We start from the raw sequence: 20,938 nt of genomic DNA, 5'->3' as shown, positions 1-20,938 counted from the left end.
ACAAGATCGGGCTTCGCCCGGCCGCTTTCAACCCGTTTCCTGCCGGGTCTTGCGCCAGGCGGCGCCAATTCGCATAACCGTCCCCAAAAAAGCGAAGCAGCGAGGAGACGACGTGGAACATTCGCAGATCATCATCGGCGGCGATACGGCAGGCATCGAATGGCGCATTCCCGTGTTCCGCTTCAAGGGGAACGACGCCACGGCGCCCTCCGTCCATATCCAGGCCGCGCTGCATGCCAACGAACTGCCGGGCACCGCGCTCCTGCATTTCCTCCTGGAGCGGCTGCGCAAGGCGGAGGACGACGGCGCGATCCGCGGCGACATCACCATCATCCCGCAGGCCAATCCGATCGGCCTTGCGCAAGCGCATTTCGGCGAGATGGAGGGCCGGTTCGATCTCAACACGCGGACCAACTTCAACCGCGACTTTCCGCTCGTGGCGCTCGGCGAGCGCGAAACGCTGCTGGAGGATATCGACCGCCGCAGCGCCGTCGACCGGCTGAAGCGCACATTGCTGCACACCGCGCTCGGCGCCGACCTCGTGCTGGATCTGCACTGCGACGACGAATCCCTACAATATGCCTATATCGACACGGCCTTCTGGCCGGAGGCGGCCGATCTTGCGGCGGCGCTCGACATGGAGGCCGTGTTCCTTTCCGACGGCGAAAGCACCGCCTTCGAGGAAGCCGTCGGCCACGCCTTCAAGCGAAAGGGCGGGGAGACGCTTTCCACCGTCCCCGGCCGCCTTTCGGTGACCGTCGAACTGCGCGGCAAGCGCGACGTCTATCCGGACATGGCGAAGAGGGATGCGGCGGGCCTCTGGCGGTTCCTCGCCGGCCGCGGCGTCGTCGCCGATCCTGCCCATGCGGCAGAGGCCTATTCCGGCCCCGCCGTGCCGCTCGACAATATCGAGATGGTGCGGGCGCCCGAGCCCGGCACCGTGCTCTTCCACCGCGATATCGGCGAGACGGTGAAGGCCGGCGATCTCCTCGCGACGCTCATCACCCGGCCCGGCGCGCCGGACGGCACGCTGGCCGTGACGGCCGGCCATGACGGGCTGATCGCCACCCGCAGCTCGGCCCGTTACGCCCGGCGCGGCGACGACCTGATGAAGATCGCCTGCCACGAGGCGACGGGCAGGAACCGCAAGCCCGGCACGCTGGAGGACTGAGCCGCCCCGCGCGGAAAGAAACCTGCGCGGGGCGGGCTCCGCCCCTCGCAATCGCCCTGCCCGAAGCAATATATAGGTGCGAGACCGGCGTGACGCGCGGGCCGCCTCAGGCGGCGTGCAAAAGCGGCACGCGCAAAGACGAGGCCGCCTTGGGATGATCCGCACGCATCATGTTTGAGACGCTCTCCGCCTACTGGCCGCATATCCTCGTCGCCCTGTCGATCCTCCTCGGCGTGCCGGCCGCCATCCATGCCACGATGACCAAGGAAGAGGTGCGCGCGGCGATCGGCTGGGTCGGCGTCATCATGCTGTCGCCGGTCGTCGGGCCGCTCATCTATGCCATCGGCGGGGTGAACCGCATCCGCCGCAAGACGCTGAACCTCAGCCGCGAGGGGCTGCTCGCCGCCGGCTGGCACCACATGGCGGAATACGACGTCTCGAATGCATATATGCAGGTGGCCTATGGCGGGGCGCTTGCCGCCATGCAGCGCCTCGGCGATACGGTCGGCCGCTGCAAGCTGACCTCCGGCAACCGCATCAGCGTGCTGTCGACCGGCGACGAGGCCTATGCGGCCATGCTGGCCGCCATCGCGGCCGCGGAACGCTCCGTCCTGCTCGAAACCTACATCTTCGACCGCGATGCCGCCGGCGAGCGCTTCGTTGCGGCGCTGTCGGACGCGGTGGCGCGCGGCGTACAGGTGCGCGTGCTGATCGATGCGGTCGGCGCGCGCTACTCGATCCCCTCGATCGTCTCCGACCTGGAGCGGGCGAACGTGCCGGCGGATGTCTTCAACGGCAACATCGTCATGGGCCTGCGCCTGCCCTATGCGAACCTGCGCACCCACCGGAAGATCCTCGTCGTCGACGGCAGCGTCGCCTTCACCGGCGGGCTCAACATCCGCGCCGGCTTCTGCGCCGAGTTTTCCGGCGAGGCGGCGGCGCTCGACACGCATTTCCGCCTGACCGGCCCCGTCGTCAGCGACCTCTTCCGCATCGCCTACGAGGACTGGCGCTTTTCCGGCGGCGACGAGCTTTCGGGCGAGGCCTGGCAGATCGCCGCGCCGCCGGATGCGCCGGAAAGCGGCATGCTTGCCCGCGTCGTGCCGTCGGGCCCGGACAAGAGCCTTGAGACCAACCACCGCATGCTGATGGGGGCGGTCTCCGTCGCCAAGCGGCACATCCGCATCATGTCGCCCTATTTCCTGCCGGACCGCGAGCTGATCAGCGCGATCGTCACGGCGGCGCGGCGCGGCGTGGAGATCGACATCGTCGTTCCCTCTTCCAACAACCTGAAGCTCGTCGACCTCGCCATGACGGCGCAGTTCGACCAGATGCTGAAACACGGCTGCCGCATCTGGCGGGCCTCCGGTGCCTTCAACCATTCCAAGCTCACGGTCATCGACGGCGCCTGGTCCTATATCGGCTCGTCGAACATCGATCCGCGCTCGCTGCGGCTGAATTTCGAGGTGGATATCGAGGTGATCGACGCCGGCTTCGCCGATCTCATCGACCAGCGCATCGCCGCCGCGTTGTCCGAGGCCGAGGAGGTCACGCTCGAGGACCTCAGGGCACGTCCCTTCGCCCAGCGCCTCGTCGAGCGCATCACATGGCTCGGCTCACCCTATCTGTAGGCCCGAACGAGCGCTCCCAGACGACCTTGAGATCGATATGCGCCTTGATCGGCAGGTGATCGGACGCGACGCGGGCGAGCGGCGTGTCGTGCACCTCGACGGAGGTGACGAGATCGTGCGGATGGCCGAGCGCGCGGTCGAGCGCGAGGACCGGAAAGCGGGAGGGAAAGCTCGGCACCGCGCCGGAGGCGGGATCGAAGGTCGGCTGCAGGCGCGAGAGCGAGGACCGGCGGCCGACGCGCCATTCGTTGAGATCGCCGACGAGCAGGGTCGGCATCTCTTCTTCTTCCGCAACGGAGGCGAGAATCGCCATCGCCTGCTGCTCGCGCGAGCGCTTCAGGAGGCCGAAATGGGCCGCGACCAGCCGCAGCTTGCCGTCCGGCAGGTCGAGCGTCACGACCAGCGCGCCGCGCGGCTCGACGCCCGGCAGCTTCAATTGCCGCACGCCGCCGACGGCGCCCTTGCGGATCATGATCATGTTGCCGTGCCAGCCATGGCCGGTCGAGGAGAGCGCGGTGATCGGCACCGGGACGAGGCCGCAGTCCCGTTCGAGGATATCGAGGTTGAGCAGGCCCGAGCGCTCGCCGAAGCGCTTGTCCGCCTCCTGGATGGCGATGATGTCGGCGTCGATCTCGGCGATCACGCTCGCCGTGCGCTCCGGATCGAAGCGCCGGTCGACGCCCACGCATTTGTGCACGTTGTAGGACGCGATCACGGTATCGCCGGGGCGATTGTTTTCCGGCGGCCGATGGCCGCGGCGGTTGCGGATAGCCGTCAGCAATGCGGCGGACATCATCTTGTCGTTCGGCTTCCTGTCCACGTGTCCTTCCTTGTGGCGCCTCCATCATATGGGCGCTTTGCCCGCCTCGGCAACCTTTCACGGCCAAGAAGGTTCCGCGAAAATGGCTAGGGAAGAACGCTCACCTGCATTTTCGGGCTGTCGAGCAGGATGGTCGAGCGCAGCGTCTTGATCTCGCCGATCCGCTCGAACTCGCTCCACAGCAGCCGGCGATAATCGGCGACGTCCTTCACGGCGATCTTCAGGAGGAAATCGAAATCGCCGGCGACCGTGTGGCACTCCACCACTTCAGGCATGCGCCGCACGAGATCGATGAAGCGCTCGCCGACGCGCGGGGCCGTGCGCTCCAGCGTCACCTCCAGGAAGGCCTGGAAGCCGATGCCGGCGGCGCGCGGATCGACGATCACCGTGTGGCGGATGACGCCGCCCGCCTCCAGCCGCGCCAGCCGGCGCGACAGCGGCGCCGGCGAGAGGCCGACCTTCTCGGCGAGCCGGTTGTTGGAGAGCCCGGCATCCTCGACGAGCAGGCGGATGATGCGCCGATCCGTCTGGTCCAGCGCCACCTCGTCGCCCGGCTTCCTGTCCATCTCCCGCCCCACGCAAAAACCTGCATCAATCTAGCAGCGGCAAGCAAGAAGGCAAAAGCTTCTTGCGCCTTCTCCGCAATATCATGGTCGATTTTGCGACGGCTTTGGCCTAAACCGCTTAGGAGACACACCGCACAAGGAACCCGGCCATGTTCGACGCCCTCACCCGCCAGCCCGACGACCCGTTGCTTGCCCTGATCGGCCTCTTCCGGGCGGACGAGCGCGCCGGCAAGGTGGACCTCGGCGTCGGCGTCTATCGCGACGAAACGGGCGCGACGCCGATCTTCCGCGCGGTGAAGGCGGCCGAACGGCGCCTCGTCGAGACGCAGCCGACCAAGGCCTATGTCGGCCCGGAGGGCGACCCGGTCTTCCTGGAGCGCCTCTGGGCGCTGACGACGGGGGACGCCGGCCGCGGCCGCGCCACCGCCGCGCTGCAGACGCCGGGCGGCTCCGGCGCGTTGCGCCTTGCCGCCGACCTTATGGCGCGCATGGGCGTCAAGGGCATCTGGCTCGGCCTGCCGAGCTGGCCGAACCATGCCAGCATCTTCAAGGCGGCCGGCCTGGAGGTCGTCACCTATCCCTTCTTCGACGTCCCCTCGCAGACCGTGCTCTTCGACCGCATGATGGATGCGCTTTCCGGCGCCGCGCCGGGCGATGCCGTGCTGCTGCATGCGAGCTGCCACAATCCGACGGGCGCCGGCCTTTCGGCAGAGCAGTGGCGTGCCGTCTCCGATCTCGTCGCCGCGCGCGGCCTGCTGCCGCTCGTCGACATCGCCTATCAGGGCTACGGCCGCGGCCTTGACGAGGATGCCGCCGGGCTGCGCACGCTGCTTGCCACTGTCCCGGAAGCGCTGGTCGCCGTCTCCTGCTCGAAGTCCTTCGGCCTTTACCGCGAGCGCACCGGGGCGATCTATGCAGCCTGCGGCAGCGCCGAGACGGCGCTGTCCGTGCGCAGCAACCTCGCCGCCCTCGCCCGCACCAGCTATTCCATGCCGCCGGACCATGGTGCGGCCATCGTGGCGACGATCCTCGGCGACGAGGCCCTGAAGGCGGACTGGATGGCGGAGATCGAGACCATGCGGCTGCGCATCACCGCGATCCGCGAGCGCCTCGCCGCCGGCCTTTCCGGCCGCTGGCAGGTGCTGACGGCCATCCGCGAGCAGGAGGGCATGTTCTCCCTGCTGCCGCTGGAGGAGGCGGACGTCCTGAAGCTGCGCGCCGAGCACGCGATCTACATGCCGACCTCCGGCCGCATCAACATTGCCGGCCTCAAATCGGCCGAGGTCGATGCCGTCATCGAGAAGTTCCGGAGCTTCTGAGGACACGATGTCTGTCGAAACAGCAACCCGGCCCGAGCGCCATTCCGCCTACGAGGATGCCATCGCCATCGTCGTCGGCACGATGTTCATGGCGCTCGGCGTGGTGATCTACACCAAGGCCGTGCTGCTCGCCGGCAGCACGGCGGGCCTTGCCCTGCTGCTGCAATATGCCAGCGGCATCGGCTTCTGGTGGCTGTTCTTCGCCATCAACCTGCCCTTCTACGTCCTTGCGGTCAGAAAGCTCGGCTGGGCCTTCACCCTGCGCACCTTCGCGGCCGTCACGCTCGTCTCGATCTTTACCCGGCTAACCTCGGATCTCGTCTCCTTCTCCCATCTCGACCCGCTCTATGCGGCCGTCATGGGCGGGGCGCTGTCCGGCACGGGCCTGCTCATCCTCTTCCGCCACCGCACCGGGCTCGGCGGCATCAACGTGCTGGCGATCTACCTGCAGGACCGCTTCGGCATCCGGGCCGGCTATTTCCAGCTCGCGGTGGACCTTGCCATCCCTGCCGCCGCCGTCTTCGTCATTCCGCTCGACCGCCTCGCGCTCTCCGTGCTCGGCGCCGTCGTCGTCAACATGACGCTCGCCATCAACCACCGCCCGGGCCGCTATCTCGGGGTGACGTGACGCCCGGACACAAAACCGCTGCGCGGTTTTGCCGGAATCGCTCTATGAAGGCGGCGACCATCAAACGAAGGAGACAGGCGTGACCGTCACGATCTACGGCATCAAGAACTGCGACACGATGAAGAAGGCCCGGACCTGGCTCGACGCCAAGGGCGTCGCCTACCGCTTCCACGACTACAAGGCCGAAGGCATCGATGCGGCGAGCCTGACGCGCTTCGTCGACGCGCTCGGCTGGGAGACCGTGCTGAACCGCGCCGGCACCACCTTCCGCGCCCTGCCGGATGCCGACAAGCAGGATCTCGATGCCGGAAAGGCGATCGCGCTGATGCTCGCCCAGCCGTCGATGATCAAGCGTCCGATCCTCGACCGCGACGGCGCCCTGACGGCGGGCTTCAAGCCGGAGATCTACGAAACGCTTTTCTGAGCTTAAAGCATTTCCGCTTTTCCTTGAATCGCGAAAATGCTCTATCTCTTTGTTTTTACGCAATTCCGGACGCAAAACCGCTGCGCACTTTTGCTGGAATTGCTCTACGGCCAGGCGGCATAGGAGGTTTCCGCGCGCACATGCCGGCTGGCGAGCCCCGCCCGCCGGGCGCGCGGCGAGACGCCGGCCAGCCGCTTGAAGAACCGGCTGAAATAGGCCGCGTCGCGAAAGCCGAGCGCTTCGGCGACCTCGGCGATCTGCAGGCTTGATCCGTCGAGCAGCATTTCCGCCTCCATCATCAGCCGGGCATGGATCAGCTCCATCGGCGAACGTCCCGTGGCGCGCCGCACCGCCGTGTTCAGCCGGTCCGGCGTCACGCCCAGCACGGCGGCATAGTGGGCGAGCGGCCATTGCTCGCGCATGTGCAGTTCCACGAGATGCAGGAAGCTGCGCACGGTGGCGCGCGGCGAGGGCTTCGGCTTCTCCGTCGCCGGATTGGCGCGGCGCCAGATGGCGATCAGCAGGAGGGCGAGGTGATGGCGCACCACCTCCTGCATGCCCGCCGCGTTCTCGCGCAGTTCCGCCTCGATCGTCTCCACCGTCTGGAGCATCTTGCGCGCATCCGCCAGCGCCAGCTTGGCACCGAGGATCGGCCGGGCGATGGCATCGCGCACGTCGGCGAAGATCGCGCCCGTCGGCATGGCGGGGCCGAGCGCCAGCTCCGGGATCGCCAGCGCCGCCCCCTCCGCGCCGGCATCGAAGAGCACCGTGCCGCGCTCGCCAGCCGGCGCCCAGACGATGGAGGGGCCGGAAAGCCCGAGATCCGCCGGGCCGAGCGACACCCGCCCGCTGCCGGACAGGAGCAGGAAGACGCGGTTGCGCCCGCCGCGGAAGGTCCAGCCGGATTGCGACAGCGCCCCGCGGAAGAGTCGCGCCTCCGTCGGCAGCGGCGGCGGCATGGCCGCAACGCGATGCTGCGGCACGAGAGCGTCCTGGAAGGGCATGGCGGGATCTCCTTGCCGTGAAAAGTACAAGTATCTCTTGTAAAAGTCTATTCCGCCCTGCCCCGCCTGCGGCTAACCTTTCATCCGTCAAGCAGCGACAGAAGGCCCGGAGGAGAATGCGGCCGCTGCCCGCCTTGGCGCGACGCCTGCCGAAGAGCAGGCCTTTTGGGAGGAATCGACGATGAAATCTCTGCAACGCAGGCACGTCCTGCGCGTGATGGCGGCTGCCTCGGCCCTCTTGGCGACGGGCATCGCACCGGGCGCGCTCGCCCAGGACCGCACCTCGGTGAAGATCGGCTACGCCATTTCCAAGACCGGCCCCAATGCCGGCGGTGCCGGCATCACGACGCTGCCGAACTACCAGCTCTGGGTGAAGGACGTGAACGATGCCGGCGGGCTGGAACTGCCCGACGGCAGGAAGCTGCCGATCGAGGTGATCGAATATGACGACCGGTCCGCTTCCGAGGAACTGGTGCGCGCCGTCGAGCGCCTGGCGACGCAGGACGAGGCGGACTTCATCCTCGCGCCCTGGGGCACGGGCTTCAACCTTGCGGCCGCGCCGCTCTTCGACCGCTACGGCTACCCGCAGCTCGCCGTCTCCTCCGTCACCGACAAGGCGCCGGATTTCGTCAAGCGCTGGAAGAGGAGCTTCTGGATGCTCGGCGGCGGCCACGACTATGCCGGCGCGCTCGCGGGCCTCATCAAAAAGGCGGCGGCCGACGGCACGCTCAACACCAAGGTCGCCATGATCTCGGTCGCCGACGGCTTCGGCATCGACCTCGTGACGGCCGCGCGGCCCGCCTTCGCGGAAGCCGGCATCGAACTCGTCTACGACAAGACCTACCCGGTCGGCACGTCGGACTTCACGCCGATGATCAACGAGGCGAAGGCGAGCGGCGCCGACAGCTTCGTCGCCTTCTCCTATCCGCCGGATACCTTCGCGCTGACCCAGCAGTCGCAGGTCGCCGATTTCAATCCGAAGCTGCTCTATCTCGGCGTCGGCACGGGCTTTCCGGTCTACGGCAAGAACAATGGCGACAATGCCACCGGCATCATGAGCCTGGGCGGCATCGACCCGGCGAACGAGGCGAACGCGGCCTATCGCAAGCGCCACGAGGAGGTGACCGGCCAGGGCCCCGATTATTGGGGCAGCGTCATCACCTATGCCTCGCTGCAGATGCTGCAGGAGGCGATCAAGCGCAAGGGCCTCGACCGCGAGGCCGTCTCGGCGGAATTGTCGGCCGGCACGTTCCAGACCGTGCTCGGCGAGACGAAGATGGAAGACAACCAGCTTCGCACGCTCTGGTGGACCGGCCAGTGGCAGAACGGCCAGTTCGTCGGCATCGCGCCCGCGGACCGCGCCGGCGCCAGCCGGCCGATCCTGCCGCGGCAGGCGTGGAAGAAGTAGCCGCACGCCGCGCGAGGGGATCGAAGGGCGCTCTGGCGGACCAAAATGTGCCCCTCACCCTAACCCTCTCCCCGCAAGCGGGGAGAGGGGACGTGCCCCACGAGCGGGAATTGCTTGGGGAAACCGACGCGGCATATCTCCTTCTCCCCGTTCACGGGGAGAAGGTGGCCGGCAGGCCGGATGAGGGGCATTCTGTCATTGAATGAAGAGGCTCGCCCTTTCGGTTGGCCCAAATGTAAGGAGCAGCCATGCTCGTCACGGCCTTGTTGTCCGGGCTCGTGCTCGGCGGAACCTATGCGCTGGTCGCGATGGGGCTGACGCTCCAGTACGGCATCGCGCGCATCATGAACCTTGCCTATGGCGAGACGATCATCGCGGCGGCCTTCCTCGCCTATGTGCTGTTCAACGGCCTCGGCATCAATCCGGTGCTCGGCCTTCTGATCGCCGTGCCGCTCGGCTTCGTCTTCGGCTATCTCGTCTACGGCCTGATGATGCGCCCGCTGGTGCGCCGCGCCAAGAGCCGGGAGACGCTGGAGATCGACTCCATCCTCGCCACCTTCGGCCTGCTCTTCGTCATCCAGGGCGTCATGCTCGTCTTCTTCGGCAGCAACTATACGAGCTACAGCTATCTCAATATCGGCGTCAGCGTGCTCGGCACCACGATCGCGGCCAACCGCCTCATCGCCTTCGCGCTCGCCATCGTCCTCGGCGGCGGGCTGTATCTGCTCCTCACCCGCACCCTCTGGGGCACGGCGCTGCGCGCCGTCGCCGTCTCGCCGACCTCCGCGCCGCTCGTCGGCATCGATGTCGAGCGCGCGGCCCGCACGGCCTTCGCCATCGGCGGGGCGCTGGCGGCCGCCGGCGGCGTCGTCATCTCCATGTACCAGACCTTCACCGCCACGGCCGGCGTCGTCTTCACCATGAAGGCGCTGATCGTCGTCATCATGGGCGGCGTCGGCAACATTCTCGGCGCGCTCTTCTCCGGCCTGCTGCTCGGCCTCGTCGAGACCTTCGTGGCGACCTATGTCGACCCCGGCCTGACGCTCGCCGCCACCTACCTCATCTTCCTCGCCATCCTGCTCTGGCGCCCCGCCGGCCTCTTCGGGAGGAGCGCGCGATGACGGCACGCACGCTTCTCGGCCTCCTCGTCGCCGGCCTCGTTCTCGCCGCGCTCGCCGCCCTGCCCCTCTTCGCCGGGCCCTATGCGGTGACGCTGATGATCGGCATGACCGGCTATGTGGTGCTCGCCACCGCCTGGGGCCTGTTCTCCGGCCCGACGCGCTATGTCTCGCTCGCCACCGTCGCCTTCTTCGGCATCGGCGCCTATACGGTCGGCGTCTTCAGCGAGACGCTGCCCTATCCGCTCGTCCTCCTCGTCGCGGCACTGATCGGCCTTGCCGTGGCGCTGGTCGTCGGGCTCTCGACGCTTCGGCTTGCCGGCGTCTATTTCGTGATCTTCACCTTCGGTCTTGCGGAGCTCATCCGCCAGCTCGTCACCTGGTACGAGGTCAACGTGACCGGCACGCTCGGCCGCTACATCTTCCTGCCCGTGACACCGGAGGGCATCTACTGGCAGCTGCTGGCGCTCGCCGCCGCCACCTTCCTCTTTTCCTGGGGCATGGGCCGCACGCGCTGGGGCCTCGCGCTGAAGGTCATCGGCGACGACGAGGTGGTGGCGAGCCATTGCGGCATCGACATCACCCGGCTCAAGCTCGCGCTCTTTGCCGTCAGCGCCGTGATCATCACGCTCGTCGGCGCCATCCAGGCGCCGCGCTGGACCTATATCGAGCCGAGCATCGTCTTCAACCCGACCATCTCCTTCCTGACGCTGATCATGGCGCTGCTCGGCGGGGCGGACCGGCTGTGGGGCCCGCTGCTCGGCGCCATTCCGCTCTTCCTGCTCTTCGAGTGGCTTTCCGCCAACTTCCCGAACCACTATCCGATCATCCTCGGCCTCGTCTTCATCGCCATCGTCTTCCTTCTGCCGAAGGGCGTGCTGGCGGCCGTCGAAAGCCGGCTAAGGAAAGGCGGTGTGCGATGAGCGAGCTTCTTGCGCTCGACGGCCTCACCAAGCGCTTCGGGGGGCTCACCGCCGTCAATGCGGTCTCCTTCTCGCTGGAGCGCGGCGAGGTCGTCGGCCTGCTCGGCCCGAACGGCTCCGGCAAGACGACGGTGCTCAACATGATCTCCGGCTTCCTGCCGCCGACCGGCGGGCGGATCGCCCTCAACGGCGAGGCGATTTCCGGCCTTCGCCCGAACCGCATCGCCAGGAGAGGCGTCGCCCGCACCTTCCAGCTGGTGCGCGCCCTTCCCTCGCTGACGGTCGCCGAAAACGTCGTCACCGCGCTTGCCTTCGGCCGCCGGACGCTCTGGGGCAAGGCGGCCCACGAGGCCGCCCACGCCCATCTTGCCGCCGTCGGCCTTGCCGGACGCGCCGACCAGCCGGCCGGCGCCCTCACCTATATCGACCAGAAGCGCATGGAGCTTGCCCGGGCGCTCGCCGCCGAGCCGGAGCTGCTACTGCTCGACGAATGGCTCGCCGGCCTCAACCCGACGGAGCTTCGCACCGGCATCGACCTCATCCTGTCGCTCAAGGAGCGCGGCATCACCGTGCTCCTCGTCGAGCATGTCATGGATGCGATCCGGGCGCTCTGCGGGCGCGCCATCGTCATGAATGCCGGCCGCAAGATCGCCGACGGCCCGACCGCCGAGACGCTGCGGGACCCGGAGGTCGTGCGCGCCTATCTCGGAGACGGCCATGCTTGAGATCCGCGACCTCTCCCTCCATTACGGCCCGCACCTTGCCCTCGACCGCATCTCCGTCGCCGTCGGCAGGGGCGAGACCGTCGTCATGCTCGGCGCCAACGGTGCGGGCAAGTCGTCGCTGCTGAAGGCGGCCGCCGGCCTCGTCCGGCCCGATCCCGGCGCCGATATCCGCTTTGCCGGCGCGGACATTGCCGGCCGCCCCGCCCATCTCGTGCTCGAGGCCGGCATCGCGCTGGTGCCGGAGGGCGCGGCGTCTTCGGCGACCTGACGGTGGAGGAGAACCTTGCCCTCGGCGCCTATGCCAGGCGCGCCCGCGCCCATGGCAAGGCGAGCCGCGAACTGGTCTACGGACTCTTCCCGAAACTCGCGGACCGGCGGCGGCAGTTCGTCAACACCATGTCGGGCGGCGAGCAGCAGATGGTGGCGATCGGCCGCGCGCTGATGTCGAAGCCCGACCTCCTGATGCTCGACGAGCCGAGCCTCGGCCTTGCCCCCGTCGTCGTCGGCGAGCTCTTCGCCGCGCTCGGCCGGGTGCGCGAGAGCGGGCTGGCGCTCCTGATCGTCGAGCAGAACGTCAAGATGAGCCTTTCGATCGCCGACCGCGGCTACCTCCTGGAGGCAGGCCGCATCGTCGGCGAGGATACCGCAGCAGGGCTGATGAACGACGACGCGGTGAAGCGCGCGTTCCTCGGCGCAACCGTCTGAATGTCAAGCAGGGAGCAAACCATGTCCGTCCTTGGACTGAAGATCAACAACCTCGACCAGGCCGCCTCCGACGGGCGCACCTTCACCCGCATCAACCCGATTTCCGGCGAGGTCGCCTCGGAGGTCGCCGCCGCCTCGCTGGAGGATGCGCGCCAGGCCGTCAATGCCGCGGCGAAGGCCTTTCCCGCCTGGGCGGCGACCGGCCCCGGCCAGCGCCGCAAGCTGCTTCTTGCCGCCGCCGACAAGCTGCAGGCGAGAACCGCCGATTTCGTCGCCGCCATGGCCGCCGAAACGGGCGCGACGGCCGGCTGGGCGATGTTCAATGTCGGCCTTGCCGCCGACATGCTGCGCGAGGCCGCATCGCTGACGACGCAGATCACCGGCGAGATCATCCCCTCCAACCGACCCGGCTCGCTCGCCATGGGCGTGCGCCAGCCGGCCGGCGTGGTCCTCTCCATGGCGCCGTGGAACGCGCCGGTCATCCTCGGCGTGCGCTCGCTCGCCACCCCGCTTGCCTGCGGCAACACGGTCGTCATGAAGACCTCGGAAATCTGCCCGCGCACCCACCGGCTGATCGTCGATGCGCTGCACGAGGCCGGCCTGCCGGAAGGCGTGCTCAACGCCGTCTCCAATGCGCCGGAGGATGCCGCCGCCATCGTCGAGGCGATGATCGCCCATCCCGCCGTGCGCCGCGTCAACTTCACCGGCTCCACACGCGTCGGCCGCATCATCGCCGAGACCGCCGGGCGCCACCTGAAGCCGGCGCTGCTGGAACTCGGCGGCAAGGCGCCCTTCGTGGTGCTCGACGATGCCGATATCGACGCGGCCGTCGCCGCCGCGGCCTTCGGCGCCTACATGAACCAGGGCCAGATCTGCATGTCGACCGAACGCATCGTCGTCGACGAGACGGTCGCCGACCGCTTCGTCGCGGCGCTCGCCGAGAAGGCGGCAACCCTCGTCGCCGGCGATCCGCGCGAGGGCAACACGCCGCTCGGCTCCGTCGTCGATGCCCATGCGGCCCAGAGGCTGGAACAGCTCATCCGCGATGCCGTGGGCAAGGGCGCGATGCTTGCGGCCGGCGGCAGCGTGCAGGGCACGATCGTCGATGCCACCCTGCTCGACCGGGTGACGCCCGCCATGCGCATCTACAGCGAGGAGAGCTTCGGCCCGGTCGTCAGCGTCATCCGCGTCGGCTCGATCGACGAGGCGGTGCGGGTTGCCAACGACACGGAATACGGCCTTTCCGCCGCCGTCTTCGGCCGGGACGTCAACCGCGCCATGCAGGTCGCCCGCCGCATCGAATCCGGCATCTGCCACATCAACGGCCCGACCGTGCACGACGAGGCGCAGATGCCCTTCGGTGGTGTCAAGGAATCCGGCTACGGACGTTTCGGCGGCAAGGCCGGCATCGCCGAATTCACCGAACTGCGCTGGATCACCGTGCAGGATGGCGCCATCCATTATCCGATCTGACCCATGGCGCTTCTCGACGGAAAGACCGCCATCGTGACGGGCGGGGCCGGCAGCATCGGCCTTGCCACCGCCCGGCTTTTCCTCGACGAGGGCGCCAATCTCGTCCTCGTCGACCGCGACCGCGCGGGGCTCGAACGGGTCGCCGCCGGCCTGCCGCGGGAGCGCGTGGCGCTCGCGGCGGCGGATGTCACCGACAGCCTTTCGACGAAGGCCTATGTCAAGCTCGCCGTCGAGCGCTTCGGCGGCATCGACATCCTGTTCTCCAATGCCGGCGTCTTCGGCACCGTCGCCCCCATCGCCGACTATCCGCTGGACATCTTCGACATGGTGCAGGCGGTGCATGTGCGCGGCGCCTTCCTTGCGGCCAAACATGCCGTGCCGCACATGCGCAGCGGCGGCAGCATCGTCATCACCTCCAGCGTGGCGGCGACGCGCGGCGATCCCGGCGTTTATGCCTATATCACCGCCAAGCACGCCCAGACCGGCCTGATGCGCTGCCTTGCCAAGGAACTCGCCCCGCGCGGCATCCGCGTCAACACGGTCAATCCCGGCCCCGTCGACAACGGTTTCCAGCTTGCCGTGGAACAGGGTCTCGGCGCCGCGACCGGCATGGACGGCACGGCTTTCTTCAATGCGCTCATCCCCATGGACCGCCATGCCAGCCCCCCGGAGATCGCCCGCTCGGTGCTCTATCTCGCCTCGGACCAGTCGAGCTTCGTCACCGGGACGATGCTGATGGTCGACGGCGGCATGAGCATCTGAAACCGGAACGGCAGAAGACCCGGATGCAGGGGACATCCGGGCCTTCGGGGAGGTCAGCGGGAAAAGCGCTTACTTGCAGACCTTGACCGTCTTGAAGATGACATTGCCGTAGTAGTCGTAGGCCTTGACCTTCTTGATGAAGCAGTGCGGCTTGTAGCCGTAGCTGTAGTAGCCGGCCTGCGAGGGGGCGGCGAAGGAGATGGCGGCAACGAGGGCGACGGTGGCGGAAACGATGATCTTGCGCATGGGTCTCTCCTGATCTCTTGTTGGGGATGAGCCTCTCTCATCCGGTGATCAGAAGGTCTCACATCGCCCCGCCCGCCGCTGTTCCGCAGGAAACAAGCAAGAACTAGCGAAAAAGCCGCTCCACATAATCCCGCCCGAGCCCGACCTTCTCGTAGTGGTCGCGACACAGCGCGATGTAGTTGTGCACGTCGAAGAAACCGTCCGGTTCGCCCCTGTCGTCGAGCCAGATGAGCGGGCCCTTGACCTGGAAGAACACCTTCATCGGCTGCTCGTGCTCGTAGGCGACGAGCGTGTGGCCCTCGCCGGGCGTCTCGTAGACGAAATCGCCGGCCGTCGCCGTCCAGTCGTGCTCCAGATAGCCCCACTTGCCGGAGATCGTGTAGGCGAAGACCTCGTGCGGGTGGTAGTGACGGTTCACCAGCCCCGCCTTCTTCGCCATCAGGATATCGCACCACTTGTTCTGCGTCGGGGAGATCCACAGCGGGCGGGAGGAGACGGTCTCGGTGAAGGGCACGTAGTAGCGCTCGTCGTCGGTCGGCGCATTCTGAAGATAGACTTCCGGCAGGGCATCCGGCTGGAACACCTTGTCGATCGGCTTCAGGTCCTTCCAGAATTCGTTCGTGGCAAGCTCGGGCATGACTTCTCCTCCTCGTGTGATGGTTCAGGCGCGGACCGCGATGTCGAGCAGCGCGAGCGTCCGCTTCGTCTCGATATGGTCGATCGCCTCGGCAAGCGCGCCGGCGAGCGCCGCGCCGTCGGTGACGCGCCGGGCATGGGCCCGGCTCGCCTCGGCGACCTTCACGAAATCCGGCACCGGTGAAAGCGCGGTCAGCGGCATGCGGTTGGTCCTGGCCGCATACCCGTCCGGATAGAGGCCGAGCACAGACTGGCGCACCGCGCCCCATTCGGCATTGTTGACGATGAGAACGAGGATCGGCAGTTCCAGCGCCTCGGCGATCTGGTGGCAGGCGACGGGATTGGCGAACATGTAGGAGCCGTCGCCCATGGTGGCGACGACGAGCCGCTCGCGCCGCGCGAGCTGCATGCCGAGCGCCGCCGGAAAGCACCAGCCGAGGCCGCCGGAATGCGGCTCCTGATACCAGGCCTGGTGATGGGAGAGCGTCATCGGCGAAAGCGGGCAACCGAGTTCGGAGAGCACGGTGGAATCCCGGCCCGCCAGCGCCTCGGAAAGCGTCAGGCTGACGAAATCCTTGGTCATCGGCGTGCCGCCGCCGCGCCGGGCCGCATCGAGCACGCCGGCGCGGGCCTTGCCGTTGCGTTCCGCCACCGCCATGGCGCGGCGTGTCGCCCTGGCGCGATGGGCGGGCAGCAGCGGGTCCATCGCCGCCTTCAGGGCAAGGAGGCCGGCATCGACATCGCCGGCGAGCGTCACATCGGAGCGGAAGTAGCGCACCGGCTGGCGCTGGTAGAGCGGGTCCTGGGCGAGCTGGATGACCTTGCAGCCGGGCCGCAGCGCGTGGGCATCCGGCGACCAGGGCGCCAGCGCATCGAGGACCAGCACCACGTCCGCCGCCTCCAGCAGCGGCCCCGGATCGGCCTGCGCGGCCATCGGATGGTCCGTCGCCATGGCAAGCTGCACGGCCCAGTACTGGCAGACGGGAATGCCCCATTCGCCGGTGAGCGCCGCGAGAGCGGCAAAACCCTCGGCCGATCCGGCGCCGCGCTGCGCGAAGACCACCGGGTTCTCCGCCGCCGCAAGCAGGCGCGCGGCCTCCGCCACCGCTTCGGCCGGCGGCGCGGCGACGGCCGGCATCATCGTTGCGGGCGCTTCCAGGCCTTCCGTCGGGCAGGGCTGGCAGAGCACCTCGCGCGGCAGGCTCATATAGACCGGCCCGCGCGGCGTGGAACAGGCGATGGCATGCGCCCGGTCGACCATCTGCGGGATGTGCTCGGGAACGCGCAGCTCATCGTCCCACTTGCAGGCCTCGCGCACCAGCGCCGCCTGGTCGCGCATCTCCTGCCCCCAGCCGATCGGCACGGTGCGCGATCCCTTTCGGCCGCGCTCGGTGACCGGCGTGCGGCCGGAGAAGAGCAGGACCGGGACATGCTCCATCGCGGCGTTGATCGCGCCGATGGCGCAATTGGCAAGGCCGACATTGGTATGCGCCATCACCGCCTGGGCGCGGCCCGTCGCCAGATAATAACCGTGCGCCATGCCCATCGCTGCCGATTCGTGCGGCATGACGAGCGCCTGCGGCAGGGCGATGCCCCTCGCCTCCGCCTCGGCCAGGCCCTCGATGATCGGCGGGAAATCCGTGCCGGAATTGGCGAAGATATAGTCGATGCCGACCGCCTTCAGCCGGGCGAGCAGCGCACCGCCCGCCGTCATCGCCGGTGCCCCGGCAAGATCGTCTTCACCCATCGGAACCTCCCCGTCGTGCGGCAGCCTGCCCGCGGCCGCCGGTCTCCTCGAACCGGACGGTACAGGCCTCAGACCGCACTCTGACAGGCGGGACGGTGATGTAAAATGAAATGCCGGCCGCGATGCATAACGAAAACCGTATGAATGGCGCTTGGAATTACGGAATTACGGCCGCAAAACCGCTGCGCACTTTTGCTGGAATTCCTCTAGTGCAGCCCGCCGACGCCGAGCAGGGTTTCGACCGTGTGCCGGTCGGCGGAGAGCGCCGCCGGGGTGCCTGTCCAGGCGATGCGGCCGCGTTCCAGGATGATCACGTCGTCGGCGAAGTCGAGCGCGCTCTGGATGCGCTGCTCGACGAGGAGGATGGTCATTTCGCCGGAGGCCGCGAGCATGCCGAATGCCGCCATCAGCTCCTCGCAGATGACCGGGGCAAGGCCCTCCAGCGGTTCGTCGAGCAGCAGCACGGAAGGCTGGCCGAGGATGGTGCGTGCCGTCGTCAGCATCTGCTGTTCGCCGCCGGAAAGTTGCGAGCCGAGGTTCCGGCGCCGCTCCTTGAGCCGCGGGAACATCTGGTAGGCCTCCTCGATGGCCCCGCGCGGACGGCCCTTCAACCCGACGAAGAGGTTCTCCTCCACCGTCAGCGTCGGGAAGACGTCGCGCGACTGCGGCACATAGCCGAGGCCCTTCAGGGCGCGGGCGGAGCTGCCCATGCCCTCGATCGCCTCGCCGCCGAGGCGGATCGCGCCGCCATAGCGCTTCGTCTGGCCGGCGAGCGTGGCGAAGAGCGTGGACTTCCCCATGCCGTTGCGGCCGAGCACGGCGAGCCTGCGGCCGGCATCGGCGGCAAAGGAGATGTCCTCCAGCACCCGCGTCGGGCCGTAGCCGGCGGAAAGGCCGGATATTTCAAGCGACGCTGCGGGCATCGGCATAACTCCCGAGATAGGCCTGGCGGACGCGGGCATCCTTCGTCACCGCGTCGGGCGATCCGTCGAAGATGATCTCGCCCGCCGCCAGCACGACGACGCGCCTGGCGAAGCGGAAGACGAGGTCCATGTCGTGCTCGATCATCAGCACGGCGAGATCCGCCGGCAGGTCGGCGATCGCCTGCTCGATGCGCGCGGTATCGCTCTGCGGCACGCCGGCGGCGGGCTCGTCGAGCAGCAGGACCCGGGGCTTGAGCGCAAGGGCAAGCGCGAGCTCCAGGAGGCGTTGCTGGCCATAGGCGATCTCGCTGACGCGGTGGCGGGCAAGATGGGCGATGCCGAGCCGGGCAAGAAGCGCATGAACCTCGTCCATCACGTCAGGCATGGCGCGGTGGCTGGCGAACATGCGGCCGGTCCGGCCCTCGCGTTGCAGGATGGCGAGCGCGACATGCTCCTCCGGCGTCATCTCGGAGAAGAGCCGCGTCACCTGGAAGGACCGCACGAGGCCGCGGCGCACGCGCTCCGTCGGCCCGAGGCGGGTGACATCCTCGCCGCCGAGCGCGACGGAGCCGGAATTCGGCAGGAGGTTGCCGGTGACGAGGTTGACGAAGGTCGTCTTGCCGGCACCGTTCGGGCCGATCAGCGCGACCCGGTCGCCCGGCGCCATCGACAGGGAGACGTCGTTGGTGACGGCAAGGCCACCGAAGGTCCGCTTCAGGTTGCGGACATCGAAGATCGCGTTCATCGGTCCTTCCTCCCGCGGCGTTCGAGAAGGGCGGCGAGCGAGCCGTAGAGCCCCTTCGGCGCGAAGAGCACCACGGCGATCAGCAGCGCGCCGACGATGGTGAGCCAGTGGAACGGATTGGCCGCCGAGACGACATCCTCGAACCACAGGAAGGAAAGCGTGCCGATCAGCGCGCCGTAGAGCGAGCCGGTGCCGCCGAGCACCAGCATGACGAGGGCTTCGGCCGAGAGCGTGAAGGACAGGCTGTCGAGGCCGACGACCTGGGTCGAGATGGCGTTGAGCGCCCCGCCCGCCCCGGCGACGGCACCCGATATGGCATACATCCGGATCAGCGTGCCGTGCACCGAGGCGCCCATGGCGCGCACGCGCAGCGGATCCTGCTTGATGCCGCGGCAGAGCATGCCGAAGGGCGAGCGCACGATCTGGCGCAGGATGACGAAGGCGGCAATGAGCAGCACGATGCCGAAGACATAGGCCGTGCGGCCCCACAGGTCGAACGGATAGAGGCCGAAGACGGCATCCGGCATGATGCCGGCAAGGCCGTCGCTGCCGCCGGTCCAGCCGGATGCCTTGTTCGCCGCCTCGTGGGCGAGGTGAATGATGGCGATGGAGAGCACGAGCTGCGGCAGGCCATGCGCCCGAAGCACGACGGCGCCGGAGACGAGGCCGGCGAGCGCGCCCGCGACCACGCCGACGGCCAGCATGGCGATCGGATCGGTGATGCCGAAATGGGCCGCCGCGATGCCCGCCCCATAGGCCCCCGCGCCGAAGAGCGCGGCATGGCCGAGCGTCGCCACGCCGCAATAGCCGGTGACGAGGTCGAGCGAGAGGACCAGCAGCGCGATCGCCGTGATGCGCGTCAGCAGCGCGAGGTGGTTCGGGAAAAGGAGATAGCCGAGGACGGCGACCGCGAGGATGACGAGGACGCCGACCGCGTCGCGCGTCAGGCGGGCGCGGCGGTCCCGGGCGGTGGAGAGGGTTTCGGTGTTCATGGTCAGCGCCATCACTTCGCCCTTCCGGCAAGGCCGCGCGGGAAAATCCAGACGATGGCGATGACCGCGAGATAGAAGAAGAATTCGCCGAACTCCGGCATCAGGTAGCGCCCCGTCGTGTCGATGGCGCCGAGCAGCAGGCAGGCGGCGAGCGCGCCCGGAATGGACCCCGCCCCGCCGACCGAGACGACGACGAGAAAGGTCACCATGTAGCGCAGCGCATAATAGGGCTCGATCGGCAGCAGCTCGGCGCCGACGACGCCGCCGAAGGCGGCAAGGCCGACCGCGACGGCGAAGCTGACGGCATAGACCACTTCGGTCTTCACCCCGAGGGCGGCGGCCATGGCCGCATTGTCGACGCTCGCGCGCAGCTTCACGCCGAAGGCGGTGCGCTCGATGAAGTACCAGAGGCCGAGCGCGACCGCGGCGCCACAGGCGATGACGAAGAGACGGTGCGCCGAGACCGTGCGGAAGCCGAGGCTGACCGGCGCGCGCAGGCTGTCCGGCGTCGGGATGGTCTTGAGCGTCGGGCCGAAGACATAGTTGGCGATGCCGATGACGCAGAAGGTGATGCCGATGGTCATCAGCACCTGCGTCAGCTCCGGCTGGCCGTAGATGCGGCGGTAGAGCAGGCGCTCGACCGGAATGGCGATGATGATGGTGCCGAAGACGGCGAGGAGGACGGCGAACGCATAGGCAAGGCCGAGGTCGCGCGCGGCATAGGAGGCGATGTAGCCGCCGATCATCGCGAAGGCGCCATGCGCCAGGTTGACGACGCGCATCAGCCCCATCGTCACCGAGAGGCCGATCGAGATGACGAAGAGCACCATGCCGTAGGCGAGCGCATCGACGCCGATGCTGAAGACCGTTTGCATCAAACTATCCTGCTGTGGCCGGGCTTGCGGCCGTTTGTCCGGATATGCGGGTGGATCCTCGGGTCAAGCCCGAGGAGGACGGCGGGGAGGAGAGGTC

The 20,938-nt window shown here is 68.1% G+C and carries 21 protein-coding genes and 1 pseudogene; 12 read left to right on the top strand and 10 right to left on the bottom strand.

Annotated features, from left to right (window positions below):
* The first annotated feature begins 112 nt into the window (after positions 1–112).
* Both shn_RS21785 and shn_RS21780 read left to right on the top strand, forming a co-directional pair.
* The gene (locus tag shn_RS21785; RefSeq protein ID WP_064332266.1) at positions 113–1,171 is read left to right on the top strand and encodes a succinylglutamate desuccinylase/aspartoacylase family protein; all 1,059 of its coding nucleotides are present in this window, start codon (positions 113–115) and stop codon (positions 1,169–1,171) included.
* Positions 1,172–1,341: 170 nt separating this feature from the next.
* Positions 1,342–2,802, top strand: coding sequence for a phosphatidylserine/phosphatidylglycerophosphate/cardiolipin synthase family protein (locus shn_RS21780; protein WP_064332265.1), 1,461 nt, complete (start codon positions 1,342–1,344; stop codon positions 2,800–2,802).
* Here shn_RS21780 and shn_RS21775 read toward each other — a convergent pair.
* Complete coding sequence (locus tag shn_RS21775; RefSeq protein ID WP_064332740.1) at positions 2,774–3,598, bottom strand: endonuclease/exonuclease/phosphatase family protein; 825 nt, start codon at positions 3,596–3,598, stop codon at positions 2,774–2,776. The two genes, shn_RS21780 and shn_RS21775, sit on opposite strands and share 29 nt — an antisense overlap.
* A 110-nt stretch (positions 3,599–3,708) precedes the next feature.
* Positions 3,709–4,188 (bottom strand): Lrp/AsnC family transcriptional regulator, encoded by a 480-nt coding sequence (locus tag shn_RS21770; protein WP_064332264.1) that lies wholly within the window; start codon positions 4,186–4,188, stop codon positions 3,709–3,711.
* Positions 4,189–4,337: 149 nt separating this feature from the next.
* On the opposite strand from shn_RS21770, the gene shn_RS21765 reads away from it, so the two are divergent.
* From shn_RS21765 to shn_RS21755, 3 genes are all read left to right on the top strand, one after another.
* On the top strand, positions 4,338–5,507 hold the full coding sequence (locus shn_RS21765; protein WP_064332263.1) for an amino acid aminotransferase: 1,170 nt from the start codon (positions 4,338–4,340) through the stop codon (positions 5,505–5,507).
* 7 nt (positions 5,508–5,514) lie between these two features.
* Positions 5,515–6,135: a YitT family protein gene (locus tag shn_RS21760; protein ID WP_064332262.1), complete on the top strand. Its 621-nt coding sequence runs from the start codon at positions 5,515–5,517 to the stop codon at positions 6,133–6,135.
* A gap of 79 nt (positions 6,136–6,214) precedes the next feature.
* Positions 6,215–6,559, top strand: a complete 345-nt coding sequence (locus shn_RS21755) for an ArsC family reductase (protein ID WP_064332739.1) — start codon at positions 6,215–6,217, stop codon at positions 6,557–6,559.
* Positions 6,560–6,663: 104 nt separating this feature from the next.
* On the opposite strand, the gene shn_RS21750 is transcribed toward shn_RS21755, so the two are convergent.
* Positions 6,664–7,563 carry a helix-turn-helix domain-containing protein gene (locus tag shn_RS21750; protein WP_064332261.1) on the bottom strand — a complete coding sequence of 300 codons (900 nt, stop codon included), beginning with the start codon at positions 7,561–7,563 and terminating at the stop codon, positions 6,664–6,666.
* A gap of 181 nt (positions 7,564–7,744) precedes the next feature.
* Between shn_RS21750 and shn_RS21745 the strand changes: the two genes are divergently transcribed.
* The 7 genes and pseudogenes from shn_RS21745 (at position 7,745) to shn_RS21715 (ending at position 14,677) form a co-directional block, all read left to right on the top strand.
* Positions 7,745–8,971 carry an amino acid ABC transporter substrate-binding protein gene (locus shn_RS21745; protein ID WP_064332260.1) on the top strand — a complete coding sequence of 409 codons (1,227 nt, stop codon included), beginning with the start codon at positions 7,745–7,747 and terminating at the stop codon, positions 8,969–8,971.
* 248 nt (positions 8,972–9,219) lie between these two features.
* A complete protein-coding gene (locus shn_RS21740; RefSeq protein WP_064332259.1) occupies positions 9,220–10,092 on the top strand; it encodes a branched-chain amino acid ABC transporter permease in 873 nt (290 codons plus the stop codon).
* Positions 10,089–11,012 carry a branched-chain amino acid ABC transporter permease gene (locus shn_RS21735; RefSeq protein WP_064332258.1) on the top strand — a complete coding sequence of 308 codons (924 nt, stop codon included), beginning with the start codon at positions 10,089–10,091 and terminating at the stop codon, positions 11,010–11,012. The genes shn_RS21740 and shn_RS21735 overlap by 4 nt, the downstream gene beginning before the upstream one ends.
* On the top strand, positions 11,009–11,737 hold the full coding sequence (locus tag shn_RS21730; protein ID WP_064332257.1) for an ABC transporter ATP-binding protein: 729 nt from the start codon (positions 11,009–11,011) through the stop codon (positions 11,735–11,737). The genes shn_RS21735 and shn_RS21730 overlap by 4 nt, the downstream gene beginning before the upstream one ends.
* Positions 11,730–12,442, top strand: a pseudogene (locus shn_RS21725) (ABC transporter ATP-binding protein). The gene shn_RS21730 and the pseudogene shn_RS21725 overlap by 8 nt, the downstream one beginning before the upstream one ends.
* A gap of 21 nt (positions 12,443–12,463) precedes the next feature.
* A complete protein-coding gene (locus shn_RS21720) occupies positions 12,464–13,915 on the top strand; it encodes an aldehyde dehydrogenase (RefSeq protein WP_064332256.1) in 1,452 nt (483 codons plus the stop codon).
* Positions 13,916–13,918: 3 nt separating this feature from the next.
* Positions 13,919–14,677 (top strand): SDR family NAD(P)-dependent oxidoreductase, encoded by a 759-nt coding sequence (locus shn_RS21715; protein ID WP_064332255.1) that lies wholly within the window; start codon positions 13,919–13,921, stop codon positions 14,675–14,677.
* Between the two features lie 69 nt (positions 14,678–14,746).
* Here shn_RS21715 and shn_RS36500 read toward each other — a convergent pair whose 3' ends face one another.
* The 7 genes from shn_RS36500 to shn_RS21685 form a co-directional block, all read right to left on the bottom strand.
* Positions 14,747–14,923, bottom strand: coding sequence for a hypothetical protein (locus shn_RS36500; RefSeq protein ID WP_168168941.1), 177 nt, complete (start codon positions 14,921–14,923; stop codon positions 14,747–14,749).
* A gap of 103 nt (positions 14,924–15,026) precedes the next feature.
* Complete coding sequence (locus shn_RS21710) at positions 15,027–15,560, bottom strand: 2,4'-dihydroxyacetophenone dioxygenase family protein (RefSeq protein WP_064332254.1); 534 nt, start codon at positions 15,558–15,560, stop codon at positions 15,027–15,029.
* A gap of 24 nt (positions 15,561–15,584) precedes the next feature.
* Positions 15,585–17,306, bottom strand: coding sequence for a thiamine pyrophosphate-requiring protein (locus shn_RS21705; RefSeq protein WP_064332253.1), 1,722 nt, complete (start codon positions 17,304–17,306; stop codon positions 15,585–15,587).
* Positions 17,307–17,512: 206 nt separating this feature from the next.
* Entirely contained in the window at positions 17,513–18,229 is a 717-nt protein-coding gene (locus shn_RS21700; protein WP_064332738.1) for an ABC transporter ATP-binding protein, read from the bottom strand.
* Complete coding sequence (locus shn_RS21695) at positions 18,210–18,974, bottom strand: ABC transporter ATP-binding protein (RefSeq protein ID WP_064332252.1); 765 nt, start codon at positions 18,972–18,974, stop codon at positions 18,210–18,212. Before shn_RS21695 ends, shn_RS21700 begins: the two co-directional genes overlap by 20 nt.
* Positions 18,971–19,978: a branched-chain amino acid ABC transporter permease gene (locus shn_RS21690; RefSeq protein ID WP_064332251.1), complete on the bottom strand. Its 1,008-nt coding sequence runs from the start codon at positions 19,976–19,978 to the stop codon at positions 18,971–18,973. The genes shn_RS21695 and shn_RS21690 overlap by 4 nt, the downstream gene beginning before the upstream one ends.
* Positions 19,978–20,841 carry a branched-chain amino acid ABC transporter permease gene (locus tag shn_RS21685; protein ID WP_064332250.1) on the bottom strand — a complete coding sequence of 288 codons (864 nt, stop codon included), beginning with the start codon at positions 20,839–20,841 and terminating at the stop codon, positions 19,978–19,980. Before shn_RS21685 ends, shn_RS21690 begins: the two co-directional genes overlap by 1 nt.
* Positions 20,842–20,938: the final 97 nt, after the last annotated feature.

It is taken from the genome of Shinella sp. HZN7 (assembly GCF_001652565.1).
Taxonomy (GTDB): domain Bacteria; phylum Pseudomonadota; class Alphaproteobacteria; order Rhizobiales; family Rhizobiaceae; genus Shinella; species Shinella granuli.
The sequence above is the reverse complement of the archived record's forward strand: the minus strand, read 5'-3'. Positions and strand labels throughout refer to the sequence as shown.